At 49.2% G+C, this 16,882-nt stretch carries 13 protein-coding genes; 10 read left to right on the top strand and 3 right to left on the bottom strand.

Annotated features, from left to right (window positions below; all coding sequences use genetic code 11):
* Window positions 1-36: 36 nt before the first annotated feature.
* The 3 genes from ACFO4L_RS15165 to ACFO4L_RS15155 all read left to right on the top strand — a co-directional run bounded on the left by ACFO4L_RS15165 (window position 37) and on the right by ACFO4L_RS15155 (window position 5,772).
* Entirely contained in the window at window positions 37-3,336 is a 3,300-nt protein-coding gene (locus ACFO4L_RS15165; RefSeq protein ID WP_377910512.1) for an efflux RND transporter permease subunit, read from the top strand.
* 342 nt (window positions 3,337-3,678) lie between these two features.
* On the top strand, window positions 3,679-3,924 hold the full coding sequence (locus ACFO4L_RS15160) for a hypothetical protein (protein ID WP_377910511.1): 246 nt from the start codon (window positions 3,679-3,681) through the stop codon (window positions 3,922-3,924).
* A 111-nt stretch (window positions 3,925-4,035) separates the two neighbouring features.
* Window positions 4,036-5,772 carry an EAL domain-containing protein gene (locus ACFO4L_RS15155; RefSeq protein ID WP_377910510.1) on the top strand — a complete coding sequence of 579 codons (1,737 nt, stop codon included), beginning with the start codon at window positions 4,036-4,038 and terminating at the stop codon, window positions 5,770-5,772.
* A gap of 24 nt (window positions 5,773-5,796) precedes the next feature.
* On the opposite strand, the gene ACFO4L_RS15150 is transcribed toward ACFO4L_RS15155, so the two are convergent.
* Window positions 5,797-6,519 (bottom strand): potassium channel family protein, encoded by a 723-nt coding sequence (locus tag ACFO4L_RS15150; protein WP_377910509.1) that lies wholly within the window; start codon window positions 6,517-6,519, stop codon window positions 5,797-5,799.
* 125 nt (window positions 6,520-6,644) lie between these two features.
* Between ACFO4L_RS15150 and ACFO4L_RS15145 the strand changes: the two genes are divergently transcribed.
* The 7 genes from ACFO4L_RS15145 (at window position 6,645) to ACFO4L_RS15115 (ending at window position 14,171) form a co-directional block, all read left to right on the top strand.
* Window positions 6,645-7,001, top strand: coding sequence for a SpoIIAA family protein (locus ACFO4L_RS15145; protein WP_377910508.1), 357 nt, complete (start codon window positions 6,645-6,647; stop codon window positions 6,999-7,001).
* Window positions 7,002-7,695: 694 nt separating this feature from the next.
* The gene (locus ACFO4L_RS15140) at window positions 7,696-8,688 is read left to right on the top strand and encodes a LacI family DNA-binding transcriptional regulator (RefSeq protein WP_377910506.1); all 993 of its coding nucleotides are present in this window, start codon (window positions 7,696-7,698) and stop codon (window positions 8,686-8,688) included.
* A gap of 118 nt (window positions 8,689-8,806) precedes the next feature.
* The gene (locus ACFO4L_RS15135; RefSeq protein WP_377910505.1) at window positions 8,807-10,081 is read left to right on the top strand and encodes an ABC transporter substrate-binding protein; all 1,275 of its coding nucleotides are present in this window, start codon (window positions 8,807-8,809) and stop codon (window positions 10,079-10,081) included.
* 78 nt (window positions 10,082-10,159) lie between these two features.
* The gene (locus ACFO4L_RS15130) at window positions 10,160-11,020 is read left to right on the top strand and encodes a carbohydrate ABC transporter permease (RefSeq protein ID WP_377910504.1); all 861 of its coding nucleotides are present in this window, start codon (window positions 10,160-10,162) and stop codon (window positions 11,018-11,020) included.
* Window positions 11,020-11,841, top strand: a complete 822-nt coding sequence (locus ACFO4L_RS15125; RefSeq protein WP_377910503.1) for a carbohydrate ABC transporter permease — start codon at window positions 11,020-11,022, stop codon at window positions 11,839-11,841. Before ACFO4L_RS15130 ends, ACFO4L_RS15125 begins: the two co-directional genes overlap by 1 nt.
* A gap of 12 nt (window positions 11,842-11,853) precedes the next feature.
* Window positions 11,854-12,507 carry a hypothetical protein gene (locus tag ACFO4L_RS15120; protein ID WP_377910502.1) on the top strand — a complete coding sequence of 218 codons (654 nt, stop codon included), beginning with the start codon at window positions 11,854-11,856 and terminating at the stop codon, window positions 12,505-12,507.
* A complete protein-coding gene (locus tag ACFO4L_RS15115; protein ID WP_377910501.1) occupies window positions 12,504-14,171 on the top strand; it encodes a glycoside hydrolase family 13 protein in 1,668 nt (555 codons plus the stop codon). Before ACFO4L_RS15120 ends, ACFO4L_RS15115 begins: the two co-directional genes overlap by 4 nt.
* Window positions 14,172-14,321: 150 nt before the next feature.
* On the opposite strand, the gene ACFO4L_RS15110 is transcribed toward ACFO4L_RS15115, so the two are convergent.
* Both ACFO4L_RS15110 and ACFO4L_RS15105 read right to left on the bottom strand, forming a co-directional pair.
* Window positions 14,322-15,569 carry a pyridoxal-phosphate-dependent aminotransferase family protein gene (locus tag ACFO4L_RS15110; RefSeq protein ID WP_377910570.1) on the bottom strand — a complete coding sequence of 416 codons (1,248 nt, stop codon included), beginning with the start codon at window positions 15,567-15,569 and terminating at the stop codon, window positions 14,322-14,324.
* Window positions 15,566-16,786 carry a M20 family metallo-hydrolase gene (locus tag ACFO4L_RS15105; RefSeq protein WP_377910500.1) on the bottom strand — a complete coding sequence of 407 codons (1,221 nt, stop codon included), beginning with the start codon at window positions 16,784-16,786 and terminating at the stop codon, window positions 15,566-15,568. Before ACFO4L_RS15105 ends, ACFO4L_RS15110 begins: the two co-directional genes overlap by 4 nt.
* Between the last annotated feature and the right edge of the window lie 96 nt (window positions 16,787-16,882).

Genomic DNA, 16,882 nt, shown 5'->3' with positions numbered 1-16,882 from the left:
GGTAACGCAACCAGATGAAGGAGCGGATTCAATACAATGAGAATATGGGATTTTTCTATCAGACGACCGAAATTTACGGTCGTCATTATGATTGTGCTGCTGCTTTTGGGCACCGTCTCGCTGACGAGGCTTCCTGTGCAGCTGCTGCCGGACGTCGAGGCACCTGCTGCTGCAGTCGTCACGAGCTACCAGGGCGCAGGACCGAATGAAGTGCTGGATGATGTAACCGAACCGCTGGAAAACGAGCTTTCCAACATTTCGGGATTGAATCAGCTTTCCTCCCAAACGCAGGAAGGCAGCTCGATCATCATCATGGAGTTTACGTTCGATACATCAATTGAAGATGTCGAAAATGAGATCATTACGACGATTAACCAGGCAGACCTGCCCGATGACGCCGGACAGCCGAACTTCCTGCAGTTTGATCCATCGATGTTCCCGAGCATGCAGCTTGCGATTTCATCGCAGGGGGATGAGGTATCGGCGTTTCAGGACGACGTTGCCGACCTGCAGCGGGAGCTGTCCCGGGTCAATGGTGTCGCCTCCGTTGACGAATCCGGTACGATTGATGAGCTTTATGAAGTAGAGCTGGATCTGGACGTACTGGAAGATAACGGCCTTACGCAAAACGATATTGTCGACGTGATCCAGGGCAGCAGCATGTCGATGCCCGGGGGAACGATTGTCGACGAAGAGGAAGAAGAACAAATGACGACACGGCTCCTCAGCGATATTTCCACGCTGGAGGAACTGGAGGATCTGGTCATCACGGAAGATCCGGAAACCGGCGATGAGCTGACGCTTGCCGATGCAGGTGAGGTGTCGTTAACAGAAGAAGACCAGGATGTCATTACTCGTTTGGATCAGGAAAATTCTATTCAGCTCGATGTGATGTTTGAGTCAGAAGCAGACACCTCCGGAACCGCACAAGACGTGCGTGACGAGCTTGACAGCCAGCTTGAAGAAGACGAGTATGAGGATTTGACCGCAGGCTTTCTGTACGATGAAGGAGAATTCATCGATCAGGCGATCAGCAGCGTGATGATGTCGCTGATTGGCGGGGGAATCCTCGCAATGGTGCTGCTGTTTGCCTTTTTGCGCAACTTGAAAACACCGTTTATTATCGGGATTGCCATTCCGTTTTCGGTGATTACGACGTTCGCGCTGTTTTTCTTTACGAATATCAGTCTGAACATCATGACGATCGGAGGATTGGCTCTCGGGATCGGGATGCTTGTCGATAACGCCGTCGTCGTCATTGAAAATATTTACCGGCACCTGTCGATGGGCAAGGCATCCCGGCAGGCAGCGGCTGACGGAACGAAGGAAGTAGCCGGTGCGATTACCGCCTCTACGCTGACAACCGCCTCGGTATTTTTGCCGATTGTGTTTGTTACGGGACTTGTTGGCGATCTTTTCGCACCGCTTGCGATCACTGTTGCGTTCAGTCTGCTTGCTTCGCTGTTTGTTGCGGTCACGGTTGTACCAATGATTGCAAGCCGCATCCTCTCACCGCCGGATGAAGATTTGGAAGCGAAGCGGAAAGAAAAGCCTTATATGAAGAGGCTTGGGTCGGCTGTGAGGTGGACGCTCCGCCACCGTCTGACTGTGATCGGGATCACGCTTGCGTCGCTGGTTATCGGCGCTGTCGGACTAGCAGGAACAGGTGTGGATCTGCTGCCGGACTCTGATGAAGGAACGTTCCTGATCGAAGTGGAGCATGATGAAGGAACGCTTCTAAGCCGTACGGAAGAAACGGTAGAGAGAATTGAAGATGAGTTGGACGAGTATGCAGAAGTGGAGATGTATTTGAGTACAATCGGGTCGAGCTCGATGGAAGGTGGAATGACAAGCTCCTCTCACACAGCGGAGATCATTGTTACCATGGTGGAGGCCGCCGATCGGAACGTCTCTTCCTTTGAATTCATTGAAGAAATCGAATCAGATATCGAAGGGGTGGATGATGTACCGGAGATTGACGTACTCGCCTTTGCCCAAGCTGGTTTTGGCGGTGAGCCGAACACGTACAGCTTCAGTCTTCAGGATGAAGACGAGGCGCGGCTGACAGAAGCAGCGGATGAGATTATGGAGCTGTTGGAGGATGAAGCAGATATCCGTCAGGTTTCTTCCTCTGAAGAAGAAACCTCTCCGGAGCTTCAGGTCACCATTGACCGGGATGCTGCGAGAGAAGAGGGACTCATTCCTGCTCAGGTCGGCCAGGCGGTGTTGGATGCGACAGGCGGAATTACAGCCGGAACGCTGGAGTTGGATGATGAGAGCCCGCTGCCGCTGAGCGTGCGCTACCCCGCAGACGTTCTGAGCAGCACCGACAGTTTCGGCTCTATTTTGATACCGGATCAGCAGGGAGGCTTTATTGAGCTTTCCGACGTGACGGAATTCGAAGATGGGGAAGGGCCGGCCATGATTAACCGGGCCGATCAGGAACGCACCATTGATATCGACGTCGGGTATGTATCCGATATTTCCTTGCAGGAAGCAGGCGTGCTCGTTATGGATGCAGTCGATGAAGCTGATTTAGACGACAATACGTCCTTTATTGTCGGAGGCGATCAGGAGCTCTTGGATGATATCTTTCTCGATGTAGCTCTGGCATTCGTTCTAGGTATCACCTTTATCTACTTGGTGATGGTTGCACAGTTCGAGTCGTTTAAATATCCATTCATCGTCATGTTCACGGTGCCGCTGTTCGTCATCGGGGTGATGCTGTCTCTAACAGTAACGCAAAACCCGCTGAGCGTGATGGTGTTTATCGGAATCATCGTACTGGCCGGTATCGTCGTCAATAACGCGATCGTGCTCGTGGACTATATCAACCAGCAGAAGGAAAAAGGCATGCCTGCAGCGGATGCGATCGTAGCTGGGGTGCAGGACCGAGCCCGTCCGATTCTGATTACAGCACTCACAACCATTTTTGGTGTTGTGCCGCTCGCCATCGGTCTTGGCGAAGGTGCAGAACTGATACAGCCAATGGGTATTGTCATTATCGGCGGATTGATCAGCAGCACGCTGCTGACACTGTTTGTCATACCGGTCATCTACAGCTTTTTTGACCGGTCAACAAGAAACATGAACAAGAAATACATGACTCCGGATGGACAGGTGGTGTACGGCCGTGATCTGGAATCGATGCAGACGACCGGAAATGAACCGTTCCGCATCGAAGCACGGCTGCTGCCTGACGAAGTAGAGCCGGACAGTTACGCATCAAAGCCGGACAGCCGCACGGAGGCAGACGAAGATGATGAACTTGTCGAAGAAATGGAAGATCTGCTTGAGCGCTTGAAAGAGAACCGGCGCCGCAGAGAAGAGGAGTAACGCTGGAGCACCGGGTAATGAGCCCGGTGCTTTCGTCTGTAAAGAAAGAATGGCAGGTGTCATAACCGTGATTTGGCTTTTACCATTCGCGACCGCTGAGCGGACACGGATTATTTGTTTCGGGGAAAAAACGTTCATATTGAAAAAGGTTTTTACAACTTTATTTTAATGTTTGTATAATGTTAATTTTGGGTAGATAGGCTATAAGCTATTCAACGTAACCATGGAATGGGACACCTGCTTTGACATGTAAACGCGAGACGTCCCTGGAGCACTCGGAAGCGCACCGGCCGCTTCCGGTTGTTTATGAGCTGCCGGAATCGGCTACAGGGAGCAACGCTTATGAGAAGAGAAGCCGAGTATAAGAAACGCAAAATACTGGAGGCGGAAAAAGAAGTGGTGGTACTGGAAATACAGCAGCTGGAGAAAGAGCTGTCGATTATTCAGTGCCGCAAAAGCCGCTACACAAGTCGTCACATGCTGAAGAAATACGACGATAAGCTGTTCACGATTCGTACGAAAATACGTCGTCTGGAAAGCCGTCTGATGAAAATCGAAGCTGCTATCGCACATACAGAACCGTCGTAAACTAAAACGACGGTTTTTAAATTATCTGGAAATATAAAGAATAGACCCATGCAAGAAGGGGCATAAACCTCTATGATTAAGGTACTAATGAATCATAGAGGGGGTAGTCAAATGTATATTTCTCCTGAAGAACTCGATGCGTTGGAGGATTTTCGGCCAGCAGTGCAGCGTGCGCTCTATTTAGCAGAACGTATAAATGGAACATGTATGCGCTATGTGTCCCATCATTATAATGATGCCTATACGATTATCGATGGAGTCAAAACAGACGGTACCCCTTTTCCACGGCACCTGTCGTTTGACTTTAACGATACATACTGTGCCTTAACGGACCGCTCTTCTGCAGAGGTGCTTCACATTCAAGACGCCCTCAGCTATGATAAAACGGCCGGGCTGGAAGTGACGAAGCAGCTTCAGATTCGTTCGTACCTCGGTGCGCCGATCCTGCTGAACGGCAGTGTTTTTTTTGGAACGATCGGGATGGCAGCTCCGGAGCCAAATGCCTTTTCAGATCAAGATGCGAAAACACTGAAGGTGATAGCAGCGTTTCTTGCTGCTGCAATCGAGCTGGAGTATGAGCACTGCAGGAACGTGAAAGCAGGCACTTATAAACGGGCAGCGCTGTCTCTGCTTCCGGCGGAGATTCCCGGTCTGGTCTGCTACAGCATTCGGTTGGATTTGTATCCGGACTGGAACGGCATGCTGGAGGAAACCGATCAGGCACACGTGGAGCACGTACTGACCACCCGTTTGAAACAGTATACGCAGCGAGAGCTGACGCTGTTTCAGCTGGAGCCGCTCAACTACCTGCTGCTCCTTTACGATGATGAGAAGCCGCTCGACAAGCTTTATGCGGCGCGCCAGCTGCACGATCATTTAACTGAACCGGTAAAATCCGGCGATCGTTTCATCAAGCCAGCAGTGGCAGTAGGGGTATCGGAATATGGGGAGGAGACCAATACCGAGTCGCTGATTCAGAAAGCCTACATTGCCTCTGTGCGCTCCAAAGCGACACACCGGGCAAAGACGGTTTTTACGCCGCCGGCAGCTAAAGCAGCCTCTGAAACGAAATCGATTATCGCAAGAGATCTGCCGCACGCTCTTGAACAAGAAGCATTCTCTTTCGTATATCAGCCGCAGTTTCATACGGTAACAGGCGCATTTTCCGGCGTAGAGGTGCTGCTGCGCTGGGAGCATCCGGACATTGGCTTCGTGAATCCAGAATGGGTGTTTGAAGTAGCCGAGCGTACAGGGATGCTTCTGGAAATGGACCGCTGGATTATGCAGAAAGCCGTCGAGGAGCTGAGTCCGCTTTATCGGATCCAGCCGTTTCAAGTATCGATTAATTTATCTTCTTTTCACGCCGATCCGCACGAACTCGCAGCCGTCATTCGCCAAACGGCTGAAAAAGGTCTTATCTCAGCCGAACACTTGACGTTTGAACTGACCGAGAACCCGGAGCCGGAATCAACCGAGCAGCTTCATTTGTTTCTGGAGTCGCTGAAAGAGACAGGAGTGCGAATCGCACTGGATGACTTCGGCAAAGGATACTCTTCAATGAGCTACATTCAGCGGCTGCCGATCCATACGTTGAAGCTGGACCGGACGTTCATTCAGGATTTAGACACGGACAGCGCCCACCGCTGGCTCGTCAAAGCGATGGTGACGATGGGGCGGCGTTTCCAGCTGTCAGTGATTGCAGAAGGAGTCGAGACGGAGGAGCAGCTGGCGTTTTTAAAAGAGTGCGGCTGTCCGTTCGTACAGGGTTATTACTTTGCACGCCCAATGCCGCTTGAATCTCTTAAGGAAAAACTGAAGCTGAATACCTACCGACGTGCAGGCTCTTAACAAAAGGATGAGCTTAAATACGTCTTACAGCTTCTTTTTTTCAGCCGTCTGCTCGTCTTTAAGCGAGCTGAGCATATAAATCAGACGGTCATACTCGTAAGCGGAGAGCGTCTCATACTGCTGCAGCTGACTCTGGATAAACTGGACCGTGTCGTTATCGACAGGGTCCTCTTTTTTGTCGAGAAAATAGGTCGCAATGGAGCTCGTGACCATTCCGATCAGACCGATTCCGAACACCATCAGAAGCACGGCAATACCCCGGCCCGTGGTGGTCACCGGCGCAATATCACCGTAGCCGACGGTTGTAGCCGTGACGACTGACCACCATACGCCGTCCATAAAGGTTTCGACACCCGGTTCAAGGTAGGTGACCGGGATGGCAGAGAGAAAGATTAAGATGCCGACTGCAGCGAGTGTTTTCATCAGACCATTCGTCCGTAAAATGGTATAAATCGGCGTCCGTTTCAGCAGCAGAGCGACCCGGATCAGACGGAAAAGCCGGATCAGACGGGCGAATTGAAAGATCGAATCAAGCGGGATGGCAGCAATAAAATCAAACGGATTCCGCTTGATAAATGCAGCTTTGTTATCTGCACGGAAAAGACGTATAAGGACATCTGTAAGCAGCACGATCCAGACGAGATGATCGAGAAAAACGAGATTCGATTCATAAAAAACAGTAGAAGCTGACCAGAGAATCAGCAGGACGAGCATCACTTCATAGGCAATTTGCAGCTTCTGCTTCATACATGAATACCCCCTAAGCATCTGACAAAAAGTATACAGGAGAGAAGGCAGGATGACACGGGCAGAAAGGCGGTGAGGTTTATATGGAGCACGGCGGTGATACAGACTAGAAAGGAGGGATTCGCATGATTCATATGCGTCCGCAAACGGAAGGTAATTACGTGGAGTATGAGGCGGAGGGCAAGCTGACGGAGGAGGAACATGAGCGCGTTTTTACAGAGTTAAAGGAGCGAATTCACAAATATGGAACCATTAGACTGCTTGTCGTGCTCCCGGAGTTTCCATCGATTGAAGCATCGGCTGTAAACGACCGGCTGCGCTTTGCTAAAGAACACCTCAGCAGCATCAACAAGTACGCGCTTGTGACGGATTCCAACACAGCCGCCGCAGCGGTGACACTCTACGACAAGCTCGCACAAACCGATTTTCAGACCTTCTCACCAGACGAGCTGAAGCAGGCGAGGACGTGGGTGAAGGAGTAAGGGAAGATGCATCAATGAATAGAATAGCTTTCGGCATGACGCCGGAGGCTTTTTTCTTCACCGTACCCGTGAATATCTAATGCTGCTTTCGCCTCAAGTTGTGTTCCTTTCGCAGGTAGTTGTGCAGCTTTCGCCGGCTGTTAAGTTGTTTTTGAAAGAGGAGGAAGCTGCCTGATTCTCTTTAATATATAGGCTCTGATACTATTCATTGTTGTTAAAAGGACATGTCACTGCAACTCGGCAGGCTTGCCGTAGACGAACTCCTCCGCTTCCTCGCTGCGCTGCGGGATCTTCCCGGTTCATTGGCGTCCGCCGGTTTCCGCTTCGTTCTAGCTTTGCAAAACAAAAGACATAGATGGTCTCTTTCTCCAACGTTCCTAATCTTAATAATGGAAAACAAGGCGACTTTTCAAGACGCCTGCGGAAAAAGAAAGCACGACGATCATCCCGGTCGAAAGGAAGGGAGAGCGGAAGGGTTTCTCCGCGGCAAGCGAAGAAAAAGGAGCCGCAGGCATACGTATTTCATCTCAACACCAGGCTTTAACAGAGCTAATATATAAAGGCCGGGTCTGCTATCATGATAAGATGGACTTTCGGACACAGATAAGCTCTCCGCCTCTGGATAAAATGTGATATAGTAGAGTCAGTTATGAAACCGGTACCAACTTTTAAGAAGTAAGGGGAGGCAGATGGTATGGCTACTATTTCAGATGTCGTGAAGCAGTCCGGTATTTCCAAATCGACCGTTTCACGTGTGATCAATAACCATCCTAACGTATCAAAAGAAAAACGGGAAAAAGTACTCCGGGCGATGGAGGAGCTGTCTTACACTCCTAACCTAGCGGCTAGAAAGATGCGCGGAGAGGTTAAATCCTCTATTGGACTCATTATTCCCCGGGTAGTAAATCCATTTTTTTCATATTTGATGGATGCGATCGAGCAAAAAGCGTCGGAGCATGGGATGCAGGTTGTATTTTTACAAACGAGAGAGCAGCCTGAAAAAGAGCTGGAATTTCTGAAGATGCTTGAACTAAAGCAAATTGACGGGCTGATTTTCACTTCCATTGAAAACGATCTGCCTGTACTTCGGTCTTTTAAGGAGTACGGCCCCCTCGTATTTTGTAATGAATACCTGGACGCTCCGGACATTCCAGTTGTACGGATTGATAATGAAAAGGCTGCATATGATGGAACCACCCATCTAATTGCCCGGGGGTATTCCAATATTGCCTATTGTACCGGGGGGCTGTTTGCGGAAGAAGGAAAGGACCGGGACCGGAATAGAGGCTTTCAGCGAGCGCTGAAAGAGGCTGGCTTATCCGTAAACCCGGAGTGGGTATTTACGGATAAGCACACAATGGAAGACGGAGCACAAGTTTTAGGGAGAATACTTGCAATGACAAGCCGTCCAGACGCGATCTTCACAGGAAGTGACGAAGTGGCAGCTGGTATAACAGCTGCGGCACGCGAGCATGAAATTCGCATTCCAGATCAGCTGGCTGTCCTTGGTTTTGACAATCAGCCGCTCTCACGATTGACGTTCCCCCAGCTGTCGACAGTGGAACAACCAGTCAAACAAATGGGGGAGCTCGCGGCTGAACTGATGATTGATTTATTTGAAGGGAAAGAGCTTCGGCAGGCAGTATATGAGCTTCCGGTCAGCATTATACAAAGAGAATCCACCTAATAATAAATTGTACTTGAAACCGGTTCCAAAACAATGTATACTCTGATTAACGTTTTGGAGCCAAATTTTTTTAATAATAATTGGGACCGGTCTCAAAAATAAAAAGGAGTGAGTAAAGGTGAAAAAAGTAAAAGCGGCAGGAATGTTGATGGTTGGAGCAGTGGTACTTAGCGCGTGCGGGGGTAACGAAGGAGAGTCTGGTGCTTCGGGTGATCAAATCACCATCGATATTTTTCAAGGAAAAGTAGAGTTCAGAGATCAGTTTCTTGCGCTTGCTGAGGAATATGAGTCGCAAAATCCGGATGTAACGATCGAATTTGGAGCAGTGGGAGGCGGCACAGATTACTTCACATCACTTCGATCGCGCTTCTCATCCGGAGATGCACCGGATGTTTTCAGTCTGGCTGGACCTTCAGAACTTGCTGACTACGAAGACTACGTGGAAGATCTGTCCGATTTAGAGGCAGTGGGAACGGCGCTTGAAGGAACACTCGACGGTATTACGATTGATGAGACGGTTTATGGAATTCCTTTTAATCAAGAGGGCTATGGCTTCATTTATAACAAGCAGGTATTTAACGAGGCTGGCATTGATGCTGAAGCGATCCAGTCATTCGAAGATTTAGAAGAAGCTGTGGAGACGCTGGACAGTCAAAAAGAAGAACTTGGAATTGAAGGGGTGTTTGCTCTTCCTGGTGCAGAGGCATGGGTGATGGGAAATCATCTGGCAAATGTTTACCTGGCAACGGAGTTTAATCATGACGTCATGGAAGCTTATGAGTCTGATTCAGTCGCGTTTGAGCGTGGAGATGAATACCAGCGCGTACTGGATCTGCAGGCAGAATACTCCATACAGCCGGTGCTGAATATGGACTATTCCCAGCAGGTCGAGCAGTACTTTTCGTTAGGCGACGCGGCTATTATTCAGCAAGGGGACTGGATTTATCCGACCCTGCAGCAAATGGATCCGGAATTTGCAGATGAGCATGTTGGAATTATGCCGATTCCATTGGAAGGCGAAGAGGGAAAGCTTCCCGTCGGAGTACCGAACTATTGGGTTATCAATAACGAGGCAGAGCCGGAAGTGATCGACGCCGCAAAAGACTTTTTCAATTGGATGTACGCGTCCGAAGAAGGGATTGAGATTGTGCAGGAGCAGCTGAACTTCATTCCGGCCCATGAAAACTTTGATCCGGAAGCCATCGCTTCGTCTCTTTCCAGGGACATCTATGAGCACGCGCTTGATGAACAAACTATCGGATGGGTGTTCCTTGGCTATCCAACGGCCTGGGGAGATGATTTGGGGGCTCATGTTCAGGAATACCTTGCCGGTGAAAGATCCTGGGAGGAAGTGCTGGAAGAAGCTGCACAGGATTGGGAAAGCCGGAGGTAGTAGAAGGGAGCGGAGGACAGGTGTGCTCGAGCCTTCGCATATTTATGACTGATTTTGATACAGGTGAGGAGTTTTTAAATGGAGAATAAACATCTGTCGTTCTGGCTGTTCCTGGCTCCGGTTTTGCTGGCGCTGAGTGTTGTCGTGCTGATTCCGCTCCTCTTCGGCGTATTTTATTCCTTTACCGACTGGAATGGACTCGGCTTTTCTGCCTTCGTTGGACTGGAACACTATACACGTCTGCTGCAGGACGGGCGTTTTCTGAGCTCGCTTTGGTTCACGATTCAATTTGCCTTTGTGACGGTTATACTGCTGAATGCTCTGGGACTCGGTCTGGCGCTTCTTGTGACGCAGAAACTGCGATCGAGCAACCTGCTGCGGACCATTTTCTTTATGCCGAATCTGATCGGCGGGCTGATTCTAGGGTTTATCTGGCAGTTTATTTTTATCAGTGTCTTCGCGGATCTCGGCGATCTTTTTGGGATAGCAGGATTGAATGGCTGGCTGACAACTGCGACCACCGGCTTCTGGGGACTCGTCATTTTAACAAGCTGGCAGCTGGCTGGCTACATTATGATTATTTACATTGCGTATTTGCAGAGTATTCCGGAAGAGCTCCTTGAAGCAGCGAAAGTTGACGGGGCTAATGCTTTTCAGCGCTTTCGCAACGTGACGTTTCCTCTGGTGGCACCTGCATTTACGGTGAGCATGTTTCTCACCTTGTCGACATCGTTTAAAATCTATGACCAGAATCTGTCATTAACAGACGGAGGACCGTTTAACTCAACGGAGATGATCGCGATGAATATCGTGTATACAGCCTTCAGCAGCAACGAAATGGCCTACGGTCAGGCAAAAGCGATCATTTTTTTCCTGTTCGTAGCGATCATTGCTGTCACGCAGGTTTACTACAATAAGAAAAAGGAGGTGGAAATGTGATGCCGCAGTCAAAAAAGAAGCGACTTCCTTTGCTGGAGATGTTTGGAGTTCTGCTGGCGCTCATTTGGCTCTCTCCTTTCTATCTGATGATTGTGAACGCGTTTAAAACAAACCGGGAAATCTTTCAGGATGTGCTCGGCCTCCCGTCAGAGGCGACTGTCGATAACTTTGTACAGGCATATATTGACCTGAATTTTTTACAGGCGCTATTCAACTCGACCCTCATTACGGCCATCAGTATTCTAGTTATTATCTTCTTTTCATCAATGGCAGGGTACGCACTTGCTCGAAACAAGAGTGTTATAAGCGGGATTCTTTTGCTGATTTTCGTCGCAGCGATGCTGATTCCGTTTCAGGCGGTTATGATCACGCTCACGTCACTGTTTGGTTCCTTTCATGCGCTGAACACCGGCGGACTGATCTTTATGTATTTAGGTTTTGGCTGCAGCCTGGCCATTTTCCTTTATCACGGAGCGATGAAAAGCATTCCGATTACGATGGATGAGGCAGCAAAAATCGATGGTGCCAACCGTTTACAGACATTCTGGTATATCATATTTCCGCTATTGAAGCCGATTTCTGTGACGGTGGCGATTTTAAATGTCATCTGGATCTGGAACGATTTCCTGCTTCCGTCACTCGTGTTGAGTACGTCAGAAGCAACGATTCCGCTTCGCATGTTCTCTTTTTTCGGTGAATACACAAGGCAATGGCATTTGGCTCTTGCAGGACTGACCATCGCCATTATCCCGGTTATCATTTTCTACTTCTTTGCACAGAAGCAGATTATTAAGGGAGTCTCTGAAGGAGCAGTGAAATAAAGGAGGGTGATGATGGAGAGAATGATGTCGTTCTTCAGCTGGACAGCAGCATTTGCCGGAATGAATGTGATTTGGCTGTTCGGAAATGCCCCGCTTCTTTTTGGGGGATTTCTCTACGTGCATGGATATGCAGGTCTCCCTTTCTTTCTCATGCAGGTGGTGCTGGCAGGGACCTTCCTGACACTGCCACTTACGATCGCCCTGTTTCGGGCGGCGGGGAGGATGATGATAGAAAAAGAAACAGATGGCGCGGGAAAATGGATGATCGCAGATTCATGGTCAGCTGCAAAACGGGGGATGTATATGCTGCCGATAACAGCAGCGTGGGGTCTGTGGATCATCCTTTATACGGAAACATCCTCTGTTACAGCCGGGGCAGCCCTGCTCGTCCCGCTGGTATTTCTGCTCGCCTTTACAGTGTCTTTTTGTATGATGGAAGCGCAGCGGGTTACAGGCAGCACCTACCAACGGGCGTTTCTGCTGACCTTCGGGAGACCCGGATTATCCGCTTCGTTTGCTGGCACGGTGCTGGTAGCGGTCTATGTATCCGTTAACGGCTACCTCTTTTTAGCGCTGTTTTTCAGCGCTTCGCTGACCGCGTGCGTCCTGTACAGCTTATATGAACAGCTTTATAGAAGATTCGAAAAGACAGGAGGGATTGTATGACGCAAAAATGGTGGCAGGACGCCGTTGTTTACCAAGTCTATCCGAAAAGTTTTCAGGATTCTAACGGGGACGGTATCGGTGACTTGCAGGGTGTCATTCAGAAGCTGGATTATTTACAGGATCTGGGTATTCGTATTATCTGGCTCAGTCCGGTATATGCATCTCCAATGGACGACAATGGGTATGATATTTCTGATTATCGAGCGATTGCAGCAGAATTTGGCACGATGGCTGATATGGAGGAGCTGCTGACAGAAGCAAAGATGCGTGGAATGGAGATTCTCATGGATCTCGTGATTAATCATTCTTCGGATGAGCATGCCTGGTTTCAAGAATCCCGGCAAAACCGGACAAACTCGAAGCACGACTGGTATATTTGGTGCGACCCAAGGGAAGATGGCACAGAGCCGAATAATCTTCGTTCGATCTTCGGAGGCTCCTGCTGGGAATTTGATGAAGCCCGGGGGCAGTATTATTTTCATTCCTTCTCAAAAAAACAGCCTGATTTAAACTGGGAGAATCCAGAAGTGCGGAAAGCGCTTTATGACATGATTAACTGGTGGCTGGAAAAGGGAATTGCGGGTTTTCGAGTAGACGCTATTACCTTTATTAAGAAAAACGATCATTATGCGGATGTCGTACCCGACGCGCCGGATGGAACAGCTGTTGTGAAGCCGAATAATCCAGGTATTGGAGAATTTCTGATGGAATTAAAGCAGGAAACGTTCGACCGCTATGATGCCTTAACTGTAGCGGAGGCACCGGGTGTACCGCTGGAACAGATGCCTGAATTTGTTGGGGAGGAAGGCTACTTCAGTATGCTGATTGAGTTTGATCACGTTGACCTCGATATTGATGAAAGCGGCAGGTGGTACCGTCTCCAGGATTGGAATCTCCTCGATTTTAAGCGGGCAATTGCCGGCAGTCAGGAAATGATCAACCGAATCGGCTGGAGTGCTCTTTATTTAGAAAATCACGATCAGCCTCGCTCGCTGAACAAATTCATCCCGGAAGCCGATCACGGGGTAAGGACGGCAAAGCTTTTGGCGGTCACGTATTTTCTACTGAGAGGGACACCGTTTATTTACCAAGGGCAGGAGCTTGGCATGACGAACGTATCCTATACCTCAATTGAGGATTACAACGATTTATCTACTATCGACCAATATCAGGCTGCTGTTCGGGAAGGAATCGCAGAAGAAGAGGCCTTTGCACTTGTTGCAAGACGCAGCCGGGATAACTCCAGGACGCCGATGCAGTGGTCGGAAGAACAGCACGGTGGATTTTCGTCCGGACATCCATGGCTCGCAGCCAACCCGAATTATGCAATAATAAATGCGGAGCAGGCTGTATCAGATGAGGCATCTATCTTTCACTTTTATAAGCAGCTGACTGCGCTCAGGCGGGCGTCTCCTTATAAGGAAATACTCGTGCATGGTACATTTGAGCATGTGAATGAACATCACCCGTATGTGTTCAGCTATAAGCGGATTCTGAGGGGGAAAGTTGTTATGGTTATTTGCAGTTTTTCAGCGAAAAGCGAGAAGCTGAAATTGCCGCACAATCCTGTAGTAAGAATAATAGGAAACGATGAAAAGACAGAGGCAGAGGGACGCAAGATCACGCTGAAACCTTACGAAGCGGTTGTTTTTGAATGTGAATAAAGAGGTGGATGAAAGGATTAACAGTTAACGGGAAGCTTTACTCGATCATGTATCTGTCTCTTCCACAGAAGCAGCTCTATAAAAAAGCCGGCGATGATTTGATATCGCCGGCTTCTTTACTTGTCTAGCACGATCTTTGCTTTATCTGGTTCAACGGGATAAAGAAGCGGCAGCTGCATGCCGGTATACTTCCATTGCAGCAGCGGCGGCGCGCCCGGTGATGACAGGTGCTTCAAAAAAGGAAAGAGCAGACTCCAGCGCGAAGAGTACGTGATACACATTTTCTTTACGTGCAGAATAGCCCATAGACCCGATGCGCCAGATCATCCCTTTCAGCGGACCGAAGGAAGAGGCGATTTCCACGCCAAATTCATCAAGCATCAGCTGTCGGACAGCTTCTTCATCGATCCCCTCCGGTACACGGATGCAGGTAACTACAGGCAGTTTAGCTTCATGGTTATTATAGACCTCAAGCCCCATCGCTTTCACGCCTGCGATAATGGCTTCCTCATGAAGCAGGTGGCGGGAAAAACGTTCCTCGAGTCCCTCAGTCTGTATAACACGAAGAGCCTCATAAAGGGCATACAGCATGGAAGTGGCTTCCGTATGATGGTTTAAGCGCCGCGGACTCCAATAGTCCTGAAGCTGTGTCAGATCAAAATAATTGCTCCGAACAGGAGGAGCTTCTGATTCTGCGTCATGCTCTGTACGGATCCCGCGTTCCACTTGTTTACGCGGATTCATTTTAGCAGCCGCCCGGCTATTAAATGAAACAGGCGATGTGCCGGAAGGGCCGGATATACATTTTTGTGTTCCGCCCGCGACGGCATCTACATACCAGTCATCCATACGGAATTCGACCCCGCCAATCGTCGCCGTTGCATCTACTAGAAAAAGAGACCCGTGTTCGCGGCAGGCTGCACCAGTTTTCAGCAAAGGCTGCATGCAGCCAGTCGAGGTCTCGCCATGAACGACGGCCGTGATAACCGGGTTGATGTCATGAACAGCCTGAATGATCGTCCTCTCTTCAAACACAGAACCCCATTCCGTTTCAATTATACGTACATCAGCTCCGCAGCGCTCGGCGATTTCAGCAAGCAAGTAGCCAAATCTGCCATAGATGGGGACGAGAACCCGGTCTCCCGGTTCGATCAAACTGACCATCAGGGCCTCCATTCCTGCTCGGGAGGTGCCGTCGATGGGGAAAGACCACTCATTATCTGTCTGGTACAAATTCCGAACAAGCTTCATCGTCTGATTCATTAAATCCGTGAACATCGGATCGAACTGGCCGATGATCGGTGAACTGAGTGCTTGAAGCACTCGTGGATCTGCTTCTACGGGGCCTGGTGTCATAATGGTTCTCTTTGGGGGAATAAATGATTGATTCATGGTCATTTCTCCTTCCAGGCCCATGACGAAAGGGCCTTCTCTAATATCGCGATTCCGTTTTCCAAGTACTGCGGCTCTGTATATTCATCTGGATGATGGCTCAAGCCGTGACGACTTGGCACGAACAGCATTGCAGCAGGAACGCTCCTCCCTACTACTTGCGCATCATGTCCAGCCCCGCTGTACATCAACTTATGTGTGAGCTGTTCCTGCTCACAGATTTCATGTAGATCGTTTACCATCTGTTCATCCATCGGAACAGCCTCAATGGTTACAAATCGCTGCACGTCCAGCTTGACGTTATGCTCATCGGCGATGGCAACACATGCTTTTTCGAGCTGTAAAACGTGGGCGGTGAGTTTTTCATCTTCAGGATGACGAACGTCAAGTGTGAATGTTACCTCTCCAGGAATCACATTGACCGATCCCGGTGCTGCTTCAATCGTGCCTACTGTCGCAACAAACGGATCGCCGGCTTCTTTCGTCAATCGGTTTATGGCTGTGATCATCAAAGCAGCCGCTTCAAGTGCATCCCGGCGCATGTTCATCGGCGTGGTCCCGGCGTGATTAGCACTTCCGGATATCTGATAGGTAAATCGCTGCTGACCCACGATTGCTTTGACAATGCCGAGATGGTCACCGCTTTGTTCCAGCTGCTGCCCCTGTTCGATATGAAGTTCAATAAAACGCTCAATATCAGAGCGTCCGGTAAATGATAAAGATGCTGTCAGTCCCAGCGCTTCCCTCGCTTGATTGACAGAATGACCGGCAGCATCTTCTGCTGAGAAATCTTCTTCAGAAGCATCGCCTACTATATAGCGGGAACCAATATAAGCAGTTTTAAAGCGACTTCCTTCTTCTTCGCAGAAGATTGCTGCTTCCAGCGTTTTGTAAGGAGTTCCGTACGTTTTCCATGTATGATAGACGGCGTGTATACCTGCTAAAACACCGTATGCACCGTCATATTTACCGCCATTTTTTACTGTATCAAGATGGGAGCCGGTTAAAATAACGTCATCTGTTTCGCCTTGTATCCGTCCAAATACATTACCGGCGGCATCTTCGTAAACGCTGAAACCAAGGGATTTCATATAGGCAATCAAGGCTTCACGTGCGTCCTTCCATGCTTTTGAATACAAAAGGCGTGTGACGCCAAGCGTGCTTTCTGAAAAAGTAGCCAGCCAGTCCAGTTTTTGATGGACATTTTCTCTCGTTGACAGCATCATATCTCCTCCTACACATCGATACCTTCACATTAGCGGGGCCAAATCGAATTGTCATTATATGAACTGTACAATACTCGTGGCATCATTGTATGA

Source organism: Bacillus daqingensis, assembly GCF_042654445.1.
GTDB classification, from domain to species: Bacteria; Bacillota; Bacilli; order Bacillales; family Salisediminibacteriaceae; genus Alkalicoccus; species Alkalicoccus luteus.
The sequence above is the reverse complement of the archived record's forward strand: the minus strand, read 5'-3'. Positions and strand labels throughout refer to the sequence as shown.